Source organism: Polycladomyces zharkentensis (assembly GCF_016938855.1).
Taxonomy (GTDB): domain Bacteria; phylum Bacillota; class Bacilli; order Thermoactinomycetales; family JIR-001; genus Polycladomyces; species Polycladomyces zharkentensis.
In genome coordinates this window covers 110,531-123,728 of record NZ_JAFHAP010000013.1, presented here as the reverse complement: position 1 = coordinate 123,728, position 13,198 = coordinate 110,531, and the positions used below count along the sequence as shown (strand labels likewise).

Genomic DNA, 13,198 nt, shown 5'->3' with positions numbered 1-13,198 from the left:
ATCTACATCTCGGCATGGTGGTGTCAATTGACCGGTACCATGTCGAGAACCATTGTAGAATCGGGGGGCACTGCCACAGAAGTATTATCAAAAATATCCATTTTATCCTACACCGCGATTCGTTAAACAAGTTTGTTCAAAAGGTTTTGGATTACAGATCATTCATCGAGATAATGAAGGAGGCGGGGCTGTATTATGCAGCCCCGGATGCTGATGATCGATGAGATGGGTTACCTTCCAACGGGCAGTGTGGCGGCCAATCCGTTCTTCCAGTTGATCGTTCATCTGTCGTTCTTCTTTCTTTCTCTCGCGGTTTACACTGTAAGCTGTCCGTCGGCCACCACGATACGTCCTTTCTTGATCACCGTATCCACATGGTTGATGCCAAAATGATACGGAAGATACGCCAAGTTGGTCGCGTCAAACAGCACCAGGTCGGCCTGCTTGCCCGGCTCGAGGCTGCCGATCACGTCGCCTCTGCCGATCGCGCAGGCGGCGTTCATCGTCATGCCCGTGATCACTTCTTCCGGCGTCATACCGAGATGGAGGCACGCAAGGGTCATCACCAACTGCAGCGACTCCGTGGGTGAACTGCCCGGGTTGTAGTCCGTGGACAGCGCTACCGGCACTCCTAATTCTATCATGTCCCTTGCCCTTGCGTGCGACTTGGCCCGCAAGTTGAACGAGGTGGCGGGCAGGCAGACGGCGATCACGCTCGCGTCGCTCATCGCTTTCAAACCTTCGTCGGTGGTGGCAAGCAAATGCTCCGCCGAAATGCAGCCCAGCTCCGCCGCCAGTTGTGCCCCGCCGAGCGGCTCGATCTCGTCGGCGTGCAGTTTCAAACCGAAGCCCAGCTCTTTGGCGGCCGCGAGAATCTCTCGCGATTCGTCCACTGTAAACACGCCGTGCTCACAAAACACGTCACAAAACTCGGCCAGCCCCTGCCGCTTCACTTCCGGCAGCATCTCATCGATCACCAGCTTGACGTACTCACCTGAACGGCCTTTGTACTCCGGCGGCACGGCGTGGGCGCCCATAAACGTAGAGACCAGGTCCACCGGATGAGTTTCGTTCAACCGCTTGATCACCCGGAGCTGCTTCAGCTCGTCTTCCAGTGCCAGTCCGTAGCCGCTTTTGGCCTCTACGGTCGTCGTTCCGTACAGCATCATGATATTCAAACTTTTCCACGCTTTTTCATACAGCTCGTTTTCCGAGGCCGCGCGGGTGGCCCGTACAGTGCTGAGAATGCCGCCGCCTTGGGCCAGGATTTCCAGATACGGCACACCCTTCAGCTTCAACTCCAGTTCGTGTTCGCGGGAGCCGCCGTGTACCAAGTGGGTGTGCGGATCTACCAGACCCGGGGTTACCAGCCGCCCTTTCGCGTCCAGGGTCCGGTCGACGGCCAGCCCCGCGATTTCCGCCCAGACGTCCGCTTCCGGCCCTGCCGCCACGATTTTCCCATCCGCGATGGCCACGGAGCCTCCCGTCACGGCGCCAACGTCCGACATATCACGGCCCCGCCGCGGTCCCGGCTTTCCGCGCATCGTCACCAAGAGACCGATGTTGTGCACTAAAAGATCGACCCGTTGCGGTTTCATACTCTCACTCCTTTTCACAGGAATCATCCCGGGGGCATTTCCCCGGGATGCCGTTCTTCGATGCCGTAATGGTTCAGAGGCCGAGCATCGGCACGCGCACGCCGCGCTCCTTGGCGGTCTTGATAGCCAGGTCGTACCCGGCGTCAGCATGGCGAATGACACCCATCCCCGGGTCGGTAGTGAGAACGCGGGAGAGCCGTTCTTCTGCTTCCTTGGAGCCGTCGGCCACCACGACCATGCCGGCGTGAAGCGAGTATCCCATACCGACGCCGCCGCCGTGATGCACCGACACCCAGCTCGCCCCGGCAGCGGTGTTGACCAGCGCGTTGAGGATCGCCCAGTCGCCTACCACGTCGCTGCCGTCCTTCATCGCTTCCGTCTCCCGGTTCGGCGATGCTACCGAACCGCAATCGAGGTGGTCGCGGCCGATGACGATCGGCGCGGAAATTTCACCTTTGCGCACCATTTCGTTGATGGCGAGGCCCATTTTCACGCGCTCGCCATAACCGAGCCAGCAAATGCGGGAGGGCAGGCCCTGGAATGCCACCTTTTCGCGGGCCATGGTAATCCAACGGCGCAGGTGTTCGTTTTCCGGGAAGAGCTTGAGCACCAGCTCGTCGGTCTTGTAGATGTCTTCCGGGTCGCCGGATAGCGCCGCCCAGCGGAACGGTCCTTTTCCTTCGCAGAACAATGGACGGATGTAGGCCGGAACGAAGCCGGGGAAGTTGAACGCATCTTTTACGCCCTCGTCATAGGCGACCTGACGGATGTTGTTGCCGTAGTCAAAAACGACGGAACCCATTTTTTGCAGATCCAGCATCGCCTGCACGTGTACCGTCATCGACTCGCGAGAGAGGCGGACGTACTTCTCCGGATCTTTCTTGCGTAATTCAACCGCCTCTTCCAGCGTGAAGCCGCGGGGCACGTAGCCGTTCAGCGGGTCGTGCGCAGAGGTCTGATCGGTCACAAAGTCGGGCACGATGCCGCGGCGCACGAATTCCGGGTAGATCTCGGCCGCGTTGCCGACGAGTCCGATGGACAACGGCTTGCCCTGATCCTGCGCTTCACGAGCCAGCTTCAGCGCTTCGTCCAGATCGTCTACCATGATGTCGCAGTAGCGGGTGTCGATCCGGCGCTGAATACGGGACGGGTCGACGTCGACACCGATCACGACCCCTTCATTCATCGTGACAGCCAGCGGCTGGGCCCCGCCCATGCCGCCCAGACCGGCGGTAAGGGTAAGCGTGCCTTTCAGCGTGCCGCCGCGATGCTGACGGGCCGCTTCCGCAAACGTTTCATACGTTCCCTGCAAAATTCCTTGGGTGCCGATGTAGATCCAGCTTCCCGCGGTCATTTGCCCGTACATCATCAACCCCTTTTGTTCGAGTTCGCGGAACGTTTTCCAGTTGGCATAGGCCGGCACGAGAACAGAGTTGGAAATCAGCACGCGGGGTGCAAGCGGATGGGTCTTAAAGATGCCGACCGGTTTCCCCGACTGCACCAGCAGGGTTTCGTCGCCCTCCAAGTTCAACAGGCACTCGACGATCTTGTCATAGCACTCCCAGTTGCGGGCCGCTTTCCCGATTCCCCCGTACACGACGAGATCCTCCGGGCGCTCGGCCACTTCCGGATCCAGGTTGTTCATCAGCATGCGCAGGGCCGCTTCCTGCGGCCAGCCTTTCGCGTTCAGTTGATTACCGCGCGGTGCGCGAATGACGCGTTTTTTGGTTTCTGCCATGGGTCATCTCTCCATTTTCTCCTCAGTGTTTTCTCATCACGACGCCCGCCAGGAACGTGAGAATCACATGCAGGGCCGTACGGACAGTAGCCCGGCGCGAATCCTGCAGGGGGTCGATGCAAACGACGTCAAAGCCTTTTACTTTGGGGTTTTGACCGAGTATATACACTGCGTCCAACAGTTGCCATGAGGTCATACCGGCCGGGACCATGGCGGGAACACCCGGTCCAAAGGCCTGATCCAGTACGTCCATGTCCACCGTTACGTAAATCGCCTCCGTACCGTTGCCGGCGATCTCCATCGCTTGATGAATGAGCGGCTCGATGCCTTCCCGGGCCACCTGCCGTGCGGTAAACTGGGTGATGCCCTGCGACAGGGCGTACTCCCGGTACGGCTTGGAGTTGGCAAAGCTGTGAATCCCGACTTGGGCGATGTGCCGCCCTTCCACCGTGCCAGATTCCAGCAGGCCGCGGATCGGGGTGCCGTTGGTCGGGCCGCCGTCTTCAAGATTCCGAACATCCATATGCGAGTCTATTTGAACGATACCCACTTTTCCGTCAAATTGTTTTTTAAATGCCTTGACTGACGGGCAGGTAATGGAGTGGTCGCCCCCGGCGATAATCGGGAGCAGGCCGGGCAGCACCTGGTACACGTTGGTCAACGCCTGCTCGATGTTGGCATGACAGCGGAACAAATCCGTGGGGTGCATTTGGATGTCCCCCAGGTCGCGCGCCCGAAGCTCTTGGAGGTCGACATCGTAGTCGATGCTGTACGTCGTTACCGCAGGGAACAGTTCCCGAAGCGCATTGGGCGTCATGGATGCAGCCGACACGCTGATCGACGTCTTGGACAGAGGCACACCGATGAACCCGATGTCAATCGGCTCCTCACCGTCCCACGGGGTGAGCCACTGGGACACTTTGGTTTCAAACCGATCCCGCCAATTGGACCGTCGGACCAACTCCGGCGGATTCAGCAAATCGATCCTTCTTTTCAATAAAACCCCTCCTAGACAACAACTCTTCAGCCTCTAACCGCCAAGGTACGCTTTATTCACAATACCCTATTCCTTGAGCTCTTCCGCCATGCCGTGAAGGCAGATCTCCCCGACCTCTCAGCACATAGCCGCGATCGGCGACAAACTGGGCCATCGTCGAGTTCCGCTCGACGATGACACGCTCACGTTAACCCCTTGACATTTTTATCTGACAACTCCCTTTACTGGTAATCGTCTCAGTCTCCCGTGATATCGTCACTTGTATTCTACTGAAACGGACAGCCCTCTCCACTGGCCGATATTGTGGAGTGTTAGCACAATTTTGCTCGACGATAGGCCGAGGGGGAGTATTTCACGTATTTTTTGAACGTCCGGGAAAAGTAGTTGGCGTCCTGAAATCCGACGAAATACGCGATTTCCTGAATGGTGCAATCCGTGGCTTCCAGGAAGTGCATCGCTTTTTCTACGCGCAGCTTGTTGAGAAAATCGACCACTGTCATGCCCGTTTCCCGCTTGAACAGATGGCTCAGGTGGTAAACACTCACGCAACAATATTGTGCTACCTCTTCCAGCGAAACCCTGCGTTGCAGGTTCTCCTTCAGGTAGCGGACTGCCTTGCGGATCACCGGCGAAGCGGAGGTTAAGCTCAGCTCCATTTGCTGTGTCAGCCGCCGGGCGTACTCACACACCTTCTGGACAAACTTGTCATAGCGGATCGTAAGGTATAAATCCTGAATAAAGCGTGCATTTTCCGACAAGATGACCGCCGCGTTCGCCCCTGATTCCAGAACTTGTCGGGACATGGTGATGATCAGTTCCACCGCTTCCGATTTGAACATGTTGACGTCATGAGAACAGGTATGGGCCAACTTCTCAAGGAGTGTGTGCAAGTAAATGACGGTCCCTTCTTCGTCGCCGATTCGCACTCTGGCCACCAGTTCCGCCCTCTCCTCCGGCGCAAGCGGTGACTGCCATGCTCCGCTTTCGCTCGTCTTCTTCTCGTAGTGGAAAATGAGGGAATTGCCTTGAAAAAACCGGTCTACCATCGACTCTTTCGCTTCTTCGTAGGAGTAGTGAAGCATGTATGGATTGTCGTAATAACCCCCGATCCCGATCGACACGTTAACTCCTCGTGCCTTGCAGCACTTCTGGATTTGCCGGGCAATCCGATTCGTCGCCTCTCTACAGGTGCGCTCAGATGGTGGGTCAAGCGACAACTGCAACAAGACGGCAAGCACCCCTTCGGCTACCCATACCCAGACAAACGGAACGGTGACAGCTTCGCACACGCCTTCCACCACTTGATGTCCGATCTCCATTGGCCAATGAAACGGTTTGCCGATTACCAAATCAGGATAGCGGTCAATAGAGATCACCATCACGATATGCGGATGCAACCCAATCCCGAAGGCCTCTTGCATCTCCTGAAAACTACCTTCGTGCACGAGGGTGCCCGACAGCAACAGATTGGAAAATGTGGCTTGCGCGGGGTCTTGCTTCATCCCGTTCCCTCCTTAGCGACTGTACTTCGGCCAGTTAAAAACGAATTTTTCTCTATTTTCTCAACGATCTGTCCGATTGATCAAGCCTTTGAAAAAGGTTACTGAAAAACAAAAACAGGGTGTGTCTCTGAATCGAACACACCCTGTCAAACGACGTACTCCCACATAAGGGGGTACGGCAACAATTCATGAAATTTTTGTTTACCATACATGGTGGAGACTGCGAAATGTCACTTTCATTGGTTTAGCGCGGACACCGCGCTTTTTTCTTTTCAATTTCCCCCGTTTCCCATCTCTCTGTGTAAAACGGAAATGATACAAATAAAACCAGAATCCCCCGTGCAAACGAAAGACAAGGGGATTTTTGTATTAATCACACCGATGCCGGCACATGCCTCCCAGTCTTTCAACACTTCATTTTTTAGCCGGGTTTTTGTTTGAAGACAAAAGGTGTCTTCTGCCGGGTTTCCATCAATGGTTCTACCATGAAGACGATTTTCTGATCCATACCATGATGGGAATGTTTCTGAGCAATCGAACTTTCTCCTGCATTTGATTTCCTCGATTCTACCAATGGGATTTTCCCGTCCTCTCTCTCATGATATGATAGAATCGTTGGACAATGGTAAGGAGGTAGACATCGTGTCTCAAGAACGTGCAGGCGTGGTCACCTTCAAAGGCAATCCGGTGACATTAATCGGACCTGAAATCAAGGTCGGAGAAACTGCCCCCAATTTCAAGGTGCTGGCCAATGATCTCTCTGAGGTGACGTTGGACAATACCAAGGGCAGCGTGCGCATCATCAGCGTGGTACCGTCGCTGGATACGGGGGTTTGCGATGCACAAACCCGTCGGTTCAACGAAGAAGCGGCCCAATTGGAAGGCGTGCACATTTTGACGATCAGCGTGGATCTGCCGTTTGCCCAGAAACGCTGGTGCGGTGCCGCCGGGATCGACAAAGTTCAGACGCTGTCGGATCACCGCGATCTTTCCTTCGGCACGGCTTACGGTGTTGTGATCAAAGAACTGCGTTTGTTGGCGCGTGCGGTATTTGTGATCGACCAAAACGACAAGGTGGTCCATGCCGAGTACGTCCCGGAAATCGTCCAACATCCCAACTATGAGGCGGCGATCGAAGCGGCCAGGAAAGCATTGCAAAAAGGTTGACAAATATTGAGTTCAGCCCCCGTGCAGCAATGTCGGGGGCTGATGGTCTTGGTGTGATGAGAAAGGAAGTGGTCCACATTTCCGATTGGCGGTTGTTTGTCGCCGTCCGGTTGGATCGTCCGCGTCGGCAACTGTTGACCCGGTGGTGTGATCAGATTCGAAATGCCGGGTGGGATACTTTTGGCAAATGGGTGCATCCCGAAGACTATCATGTTACGCTCTTTTTCCTGGGGGCGTGTAAGCCGGAACAAGTGCCATATCTTCAGCGGCAATTGTCTCGCGTTGCGGGGAAACAAACACCTTTTACGTTGAGATTGGCGGAAATCGGTGTCTTCGGTATTCCTCGAAGACCGCGTATCTTGTGGGCCGGTGTGGCTGGGGAGATTCCGGCTTTGAACGCATTGCAGAAAAAAGTGGTACAGGCATTGACGCCGCTCGGTTTTCAACGGGAGGATCGTCCGTTCCGTCCGCATATCACTTTGGCCCGACAATACAAACAGCACGACTTTGACGTTGTCCGGGTAAGTGAGATCATAGCCCGGACCGCGGGGCAACAGGCGGAGTGGAAGGTGACGGATCTGGTGTTGTACCGGACGATGTGGGGACGTGTGCCGATGTACGAACCGTTGGCAGTGTTACCGTTCCGGCGCGATGATGAAGGGGAGGAGGGTTAGTTTGCTGAAAGAGTTTCGCGAATTTGCGTTCAAAGGGAACATGGTGGATCTGGCTGTAGGTGTCATCATCGGTGCCGCTTTCGGCAAAGTGGTCTCGTCTCTCGTCAACGATATTTTGATGCCTCCGCTCGGTTTGTTGCTGGGGAAAGTGGACTTTTCCAATCTGTTTATCAATCTGGGGGATCGTGATTATCAGACGCTGTCCCAGGCGAAAGCGGCCGGCGCCCCCACGATCAACTACGGACTCTTCATCAATCATCTCATTGACTTTTTGATCGTGGCTTTTGCACTGTTTTTGATCATCCGTCAAATCAACCGCATGCGCAGAACGAAAGAAGAGGAAAAGACGCCGGGCAAAACCTGTGAATTTTGCTATTCGGAGGTACACCCGGACGCCTCGCGGTGCCCGCACTGCACGTCGTATATCGGCTTGGCCCCGCGGTGACATGGGGCAGTGGGTGTTTTCAGAGACGATCGAAATACAGTTTTTCTGTATTTTGGTTGAATGGAGAGGATGAAACCGATCGACCACACTGTAAAGAGGCGGAACCCGTTTTCGGTTGGTCGACTCTGGATGTAATGACCTGAAGCATGGCGCGGCAGCGCTTTTCCGAAAATATGCGCGATTGAAGTTGGAAACGTCCATCCATCATCTGCTAAAATCATAACTGAACCACAGGACGCGGAGATCCTCCACTTTGTCCATCATGATGCATGGGCATTGTTGGAACGAAGTGCGGGGATCGTTGCGACTGATGAAGTTGCTACCCGAAAAGTCAATCCGAAACGGCTCTCCCGCTTGGTGGCCAAGGAAAGAAATCGACGGGGGATTTCCAGCCGTGCACAGCAGGCCATTCAAGCGGATTTGGAAGCCCGGAAAAAAGAGAAAAAACAAAACGCCAGGGAAAGGAAAAAAGCCTTGGCGGAAAGAAAGAGAGAAATGAAGATTTACAAAGCGAAAGCCCGCCACCGCGGGCGTTAATTGTTTCTCCGACGGGAAGCATCTGGGGCTGCTACGGCCAAAATATCCGAGGCGTTGCCAACCGGAGGATAGATCCACACGCGATTGATGATTAGCTTGATTTTCTTTGCCTCTTGTTTTGTCGCCTTCACTGTGCGGTCCCAACCTTCGGTGAAAACCGCTCCCCAAGGTCCCAAATCCAGACAGGTGACGTTGCCTGTAGGGTTGCATCGGATCGCCCAAAAGATCGGCTACCACGTTGTGTCCGGCGATTTTCCCTTGTGGAATCGCGTGCTGGCAAGACATAAGCGAGTGATGCGTCTCGTCCGTTTTGGCTTTGGCAATGTCTCCCGCCGCAAACAGATGGAGATGGCCGTCGATGCGGAGAAACTCATCAACCGGAAGTCTGCCCGCAGTAACTTGAAAGGGAGTGTTGCGATTGAAATACGATCCGGTTCATTATCCTTACCCGTCGCGCCGAACCGTGATATACGCCAAAAACGGGATGGTTGCCACCTCGCAACCGCTTGCCGCCCAAGCAGGCCTTGACATCCTGAAGAAGGGCGGAAACGCGATCGATGCAGCTGTTGCGACAGCGGCTGCCCTGACTGTCGTGGAACCTACGTCCAACGGAATCGGCGGCGACGCTTTTGCACTGATCTGGACAAAAGGAAAGCTCTATGGATTGAACGCCAGCGGTCCGGCCCCACGGAGTCTGTCCTTGGACGCTTTAAAAAAAGCTGGAATCAAAAAGATCCCCCCATATGGTTTTGTCCCTGTGACTGTTCCCGGAGCACCGTCTGCTTGGGCAGCATTGTCCGGCAAATTCGGTAAACTCCCTTTTACTGAAGTGCTCAGACCCTCTATTGAATATGCGGAGAATGGTTACCCGATTACGCCGGCACTTGGAACCAATTGGACCAAAGCCTTTCAAACATATAGCAAAACATTGAAAGGAAGCGAATTTCAATCATGGTTCGATACATTTGCTCCGGAAGGAAGGGCTCCCGAAATCGGTGAGATTTGGCGATCACCCGATCATGCCAAAACGTTGCAATTGATTGCCGAGACGAAAGCGGAATCATTTTATCGTGGAGAATTGGCCGAGAAGATGGATCAGTTTTCGAGACAAAACGGAGGCTATTTAAGACTGGAGGACCTGGCCGCATACCAACCGGAATGGGTGAATCCCATTTGTGTCAATTACCGCGGATACGATGTATGGGAAATCCCGCCGAACGGACACGGGTTGGTTGCTCTGATGGCCTTGAATATCCTGAAGGGTTTCGAATTCTCAGAACGCGACACGGCCGATACGTACCACAAGCAGATTGAAGCGATTAAGTTGGCTTACGCGGACGGGAAAAAATATATTGCAGACCCTCGCAACATGTCCGTACGGATAGAGGATTTGTTGTCGGATGCGTATGCGGAAGAACGCCGCCGTCTGATAGGAAAAGAAGCGCTGCAGCCGGAACCGGGTCGGCCTTCCCAAGGGGGGACGGTCTATCTGTGTACGGCGGACGGGGAAGGGAATATGGTGTCTTTCATTCAGAGTAACTATATGGGTTTTGGATCTGGACTGGTGGTACCGGGGACAGGTATTGCTTTGCACAACCGGGGTCTGAACTTTACTTTGGATCCTGCCCATGATAATTGTCTGGAACCCGGGAAAAAACCTTATCACACCATTATACCCGGTTTTTTGACGAAAAACGGAAAGCCGGTGGGTCCGTTTGGGGTAATGGGCGGTTTCATGCAGCCGCAAGGTCATGTACAGGTGGTTATGAATACGGTTGACTTTCATCTCAATCCGCAAGCTGCTTTAGATGCTCCAAGGTGGCAGTGGATAGAAGGAAAAAAGGTGGAGTTGGAGCATACCACCCCTGCGCATATTGCAGAAGCACTTGCCCGTCAAGGGCATGATGTCAAATGGGCGATGGGATCGGGTAGTTTCGGGCGTGGCCAGATTATATGGAGAACGGATCACGGTGTTCTGGCCGGAGGAACAGAGCCCCGTACGGACGGACAAATCGCGGCCTGGTGACATGTCACACGGCTGAAGTACCGGCGGGTCCCCTTTATGTTCCTTTTCCAACAGAAATGGGCGGTGCAACACAACCGGCCAACCGTTCGCACGAAAGAAACCCTCAGGCCGGCAAAATGCCATCCTCCTACATTTTGATTCATACAATTGGAACTTGATTGACGAATTGGTATCATGCTTGTTACTATTGGATTGTAACCGGTTACATATCGAATTGGAGTGGGGGAAAAATGGCAACGATCCGTGATGTGGCGAAACGAGCCGGGGTGTCTGTCGCAACCGTTTCCCGTGTCCTCAACGAAACGGGATATGTTCATGCAGACACCAAAGCCGCAGTCAAAAAGGCGATCGAAGAATTGAATTACAAGCCCAACTATGTTGCCCGTTCTTTGTATCAAAAGAGTTCGCGTTTGATTGGACTGATTCTGCCGGACATCACAAATCCCTTTTTCCCGGAATTGGCCCGCGCAGTGGAGGACGTGGCCCACCAATATGGTTATACCGTGGTTTTGTGCAATTCGGACGGAGACCTGGAAAAGGAAAAACATTATCTCGATGTTTTAACGCAAAATCACGCAGACGGATTGATTGTGACCACCAACAGACAAAACAATTTGAATTATATCAATCTCAATATTCCAGTGGTTGCATTGGACCGGCCCCTTCATGAATCCATTCCCGAGGTTTGCGCAGACCACTATGGCGGCGGCAAAATGGCGACAGAATATCTCATCCGGCGCGGCTGCAATTTCATCGCCCATGTACGCGGCCCCGGCCAACTCAGCCCGGCCGATGAGCGTTGTCGGGGGTTTGTGAATGCGGCCGAAAAAGCCGGTGTCCCTTTTTACATAGTGGAAAGTCAGTTTGACATCACCATCAGCGAACAAAAAGTCAGCGAACTGTTGGACACTTATCCCCGTATCGACGGAATCTTTGCCGGAAACGACTTGATCGCTGTGGCCGCTGTGAAAGTGGCGTTAAAAAGAGGAATCTCCATTCCCGAAGAGTTGCAGGTGATCGGATTTGACGGGATTCCCTTAAGCGCGTGTTTTTACCCTTCGATCACCACCATCGTTCAGCCGATTTATGAGATGGGTCAATGTGCGACGAAGCTTCTCATTCAATTGATCACGAATCAAGGGGTAACGGCAAAAAAACATTGTCTTCCTGTTAAATTGGTCGAACGCGAGACTACAAAAAGGATGGGATAAGATGGGCAAGATTGTCGTTGTAGGCAGTTCCAGTATCGACTTGGTGGTTACCTCACCCAAACGTCCCATCGCGGGCGAAACTGTCATCGGTGAGACGTTTCATATCGTTCCCGGGGGAAAAGGTGCGAATCAGGCCGTGGCGGCGGCAAGGGCGGGAGCCAGGGTGGAGATGGTCGGAGCAGTGGGGAACGACCGATTCGGTGACATGGTGCTGGACAATTTTCAGAAACAAGGCGTTTCTGCAACCTATATGAAACCGGTTACACACAAAAGCACCGGTATCGCCCATATCGTCATTGCCGAAGGGGATAACAGCATTGTGGTTGTTCCCGGTGCCAACAGCGAAGTCGATCGGGATCTTGTGGATCGGGCGAAAGAGGCGATCAAAGCCGCCTCAGTCGTTCTTTTGCAGTTGGAAATTCCCTTGGATACTGTGATATATGTAGCTGATCTCTGCAAAAAATCGAATGTTCCGGTTATTTTGAATCCAGCACCCGCAAAACTTTTGCCTTCCGATCTGATTGAAAAAGTGACCTATCTGACGCCAAACGAGCATGAATGCCGCGCCATCTTGGGAGATTGCGGAGATGTTGAAGAGATATTGAAACGGTATCCCAACAAAATCATTTTGTCGGAAGGGAGTCAAGGTGTCCGCTATTTTGACGGCGACCGATTTGTCCGCGTTCCGGCCTTGTCGGTGGACGTGGTTGACACAACCGGGGCGGGAGATACATTCAACGGTGTTTTTGCCGTGGCGCTGGCCCAAGGGCTTCCCCTCAAACAAGCGATTCGCTATGGATGCGTGGCGGCGAGTTTGTCCGTGACCAAGCTGGGGGCACAGGGGGGCATGCCCACCATGGAGGAAATCCGGAAACATGTGGGGGATGGGCATTGAAAAAGCTGGGGATCTTGAACAGCGAAATTGCCGGTGTGCTGGCGAAAATGGGGCATACGGACACCATCGTCATCGCCGATTGCGGGTTGCCGATCCCGGATCACGTTCACCGGATCGATTTGGCCATTCGGCTGGGAAAACCTTCTTTTCTGGAAGTGGCCGAAGCGATCAGGGATGATATGGTGATCGAAAAGATCACCCTCGCCTCGGAAATCAAACAGTACAATCCTGATCTCTTGCGGGAAGTGGAGCGATTGTTTGCCCCTGAAGCAAAAGAATTCGTGTCGCACGAGCAATTCAAAGCGCTGATGCAAAGGGCCAAAGCCGTGATCCGTACCGGGGAGAACTCACCTTACGCCAATGTCATCCTTCATGCCGGCGTCATCTTCTAGCGATTGAGATGGAGGG

The 13,198-nt window shown here is 53.9% G+C and carries 12 protein-coding genes; 8 read left to right on the top strand and 4 right to left on the bottom strand.

Going from position 1 to position 13,198, the window contains the following annotated elements; all coding sequences use genetic code 11:
• Positions 1-314 precede the first annotated feature (314 nt).
• The 4 genes from hutI to JQC72_RS13890 form a co-directional block, all read right to left on the bottom strand.
• On the bottom strand, positions 315-1,598 hold the full coding sequence (hutI, locus tag JQC72_RS13905; protein WP_205496644.1) for an imidazolonepropionase: 1,284 nt from the start codon (positions 1,596-1,598) through the stop codon (positions 315-317).
• Between the two features lie 73 nt (positions 1,599-1,671).
• Entirely contained in the window at positions 1,672-3,336 is a 1,665-nt protein-coding gene (gene hutU, locus JQC72_RS13900; RefSeq protein ID WP_205496642.1) for a urocanate hydratase, read from the bottom strand.
• Positions 3,337-3,358: 22 nt separating this feature from the next.
• A complete protein-coding gene (locus JQC72_RS13895; protein ID WP_205496640.1) occupies positions 3,359-4,333 on the bottom strand; it encodes an agmatinase family protein in 975 nt (324 codons plus the stop codon).
• Positions 4,334-4,644: 311 nt separating this feature from the next.
• Complete coding sequence (locus JQC72_RS13890; protein ID WP_205496638.1) at positions 4,645-5,835, bottom strand: helix-turn-helix domain-containing protein; 1,191 nt, start codon at positions 5,833-5,835, stop codon at positions 4,645-4,647.
• A 642-nt stretch (positions 5,836-6,477) separates the two neighbouring features.
• Here JQC72_RS13890 and tpx point away from each other — a divergent pair.
• The 8 genes from tpx to rbsD all read left to right on the top strand — a co-directional run bounded on the left by tpx (position 6,478) and on the right by rbsD (position 13,182).
• Entirely contained in the window at positions 6,478-7,002 is a 525-nt protein-coding gene (gene tpx / locus JQC72_RS13885) for a thiol peroxidase (protein ID WP_419179875.1), read from the top strand.
• 56 nt (positions 7,003-7,058) lie between these two features.
• Complete coding sequence (gene thpR, locus JQC72_RS13880) at positions 7,059-7,676, top strand: RNA 2',3'-cyclic phosphodiesterase (RefSeq protein ID WP_205496636.1); 618 nt, start codon at positions 7,059-7,061, stop codon at positions 7,674-7,676.
• Between the two features lies 1 nt (position 7,677).
• Positions 7,678-8,121 (top strand): large conductance mechanosensitive channel protein MscL, encoded by a 444-nt coding sequence (gene mscL / locus JQC72_RS13875; protein WP_205496634.1) that lies wholly within the window; start codon positions 7,678-7,680, stop codon positions 8,119-8,121.
• A 171-nt stretch (positions 8,122-8,292) separates the two neighbouring features.
• Positions 8,293-8,658, top strand: coding sequence for a YjdF family protein (locus JQC72_RS13870; RefSeq protein WP_205496687.1), 366 nt, complete (start codon positions 8,293-8,295; stop codon positions 8,656-8,658).
• 484 nt (positions 8,659-9,142) lie between these two features.
• The gene (locus JQC72_RS13865; RefSeq protein WP_205496685.1) at positions 9,143-10,684 is read left to right on the top strand and encodes a gamma-glutamyltransferase family protein; all 1,542 of its coding nucleotides are present in this window, start codon (positions 9,143-9,145) and stop codon (positions 10,682-10,684) included.
• A 230-nt stretch (positions 10,685-10,914) separates the two neighbouring features.
• Positions 10,915-11,895: a LacI family DNA-binding transcriptional regulator gene (locus JQC72_RS13860; protein ID WP_205496632.1), complete on the top strand. Its 981-nt coding sequence runs from the start codon at positions 10,915-10,917 to the stop codon at positions 11,893-11,895.
• 1 nt (position 11,896) lies between these two features.
• Positions 11,897-12,790: a ribokinase gene (rbsK, locus tag JQC72_RS13855; RefSeq protein WP_205496631.1), complete on the top strand. Its 894-nt coding sequence runs from the start codon at positions 11,897-11,899 to the stop codon at positions 12,788-12,790.
• Positions 12,787-13,182 (top strand): D-ribose pyranase, encoded by a 396-nt coding sequence (gene rbsD, locus JQC72_RS13850; protein WP_205496629.1) that lies wholly within the window; start codon positions 12,787-12,789, stop codon positions 13,180-13,182. Before rbsK ends, rbsD begins: the two co-directional genes overlap by 4 nt.
• Positions 13,183-13,198: the final 16 nt, after the last annotated feature.

What these genes read in the sequence shown, in the direction of transcription:
- hutI (WP_205496644.1), bottom strand. Translation starts at nt 1,598, where the DNA reads ATGAAACCGCAACGGGTCGATCTTTTAGTGCACAACATCGGTCTCTTG.
- hutU (WP_205496642.1), bottom strand. Translation starts at nt 3,336, where the DNA reads ATGGCAGAAACCAAAAAACGCGTCATTCGCGCACCGCGCGGTAATCAA.
- JQC72_RS13890 (WP_205496638.1), bottom strand. Translation starts at nt 5,835, where the DNA reads ATGAAGCAAGACCCCGCGCAAGCCACATTTTCCAATCTGTTGCTGTCG.
- thpR (WP_205496636.1), top strand. Translation starts at nt 7,059, where the DNA reads ATGAGAAAGGAAGTGGTCCACATTTCCGATTGGCGGTTGTTTGTCGCC.
- JQC72_RS13865 (WP_205496685.1), top strand. Translation starts at nt 9,143, where the DNA reads ATGGTTGCCACCTCGCAACCGCTTGCCGCCCAAGCAGGCCTTGACATC.
- JQC72_RS13860 (WP_205496632.1), top strand. Translation starts at nt 10,915, where the DNA reads ATGGCAACGATCCGTGATGTGGCGAAACGAGCCGGGGTGTCTGTCGCA.
- rbsK (WP_205496631.1), top strand. Translation starts at nt 11,897, where the DNA reads ATGGGCAAGATTGTCGTTGTAGGCAGTTCCAGTATCGACTTGGTGGTT.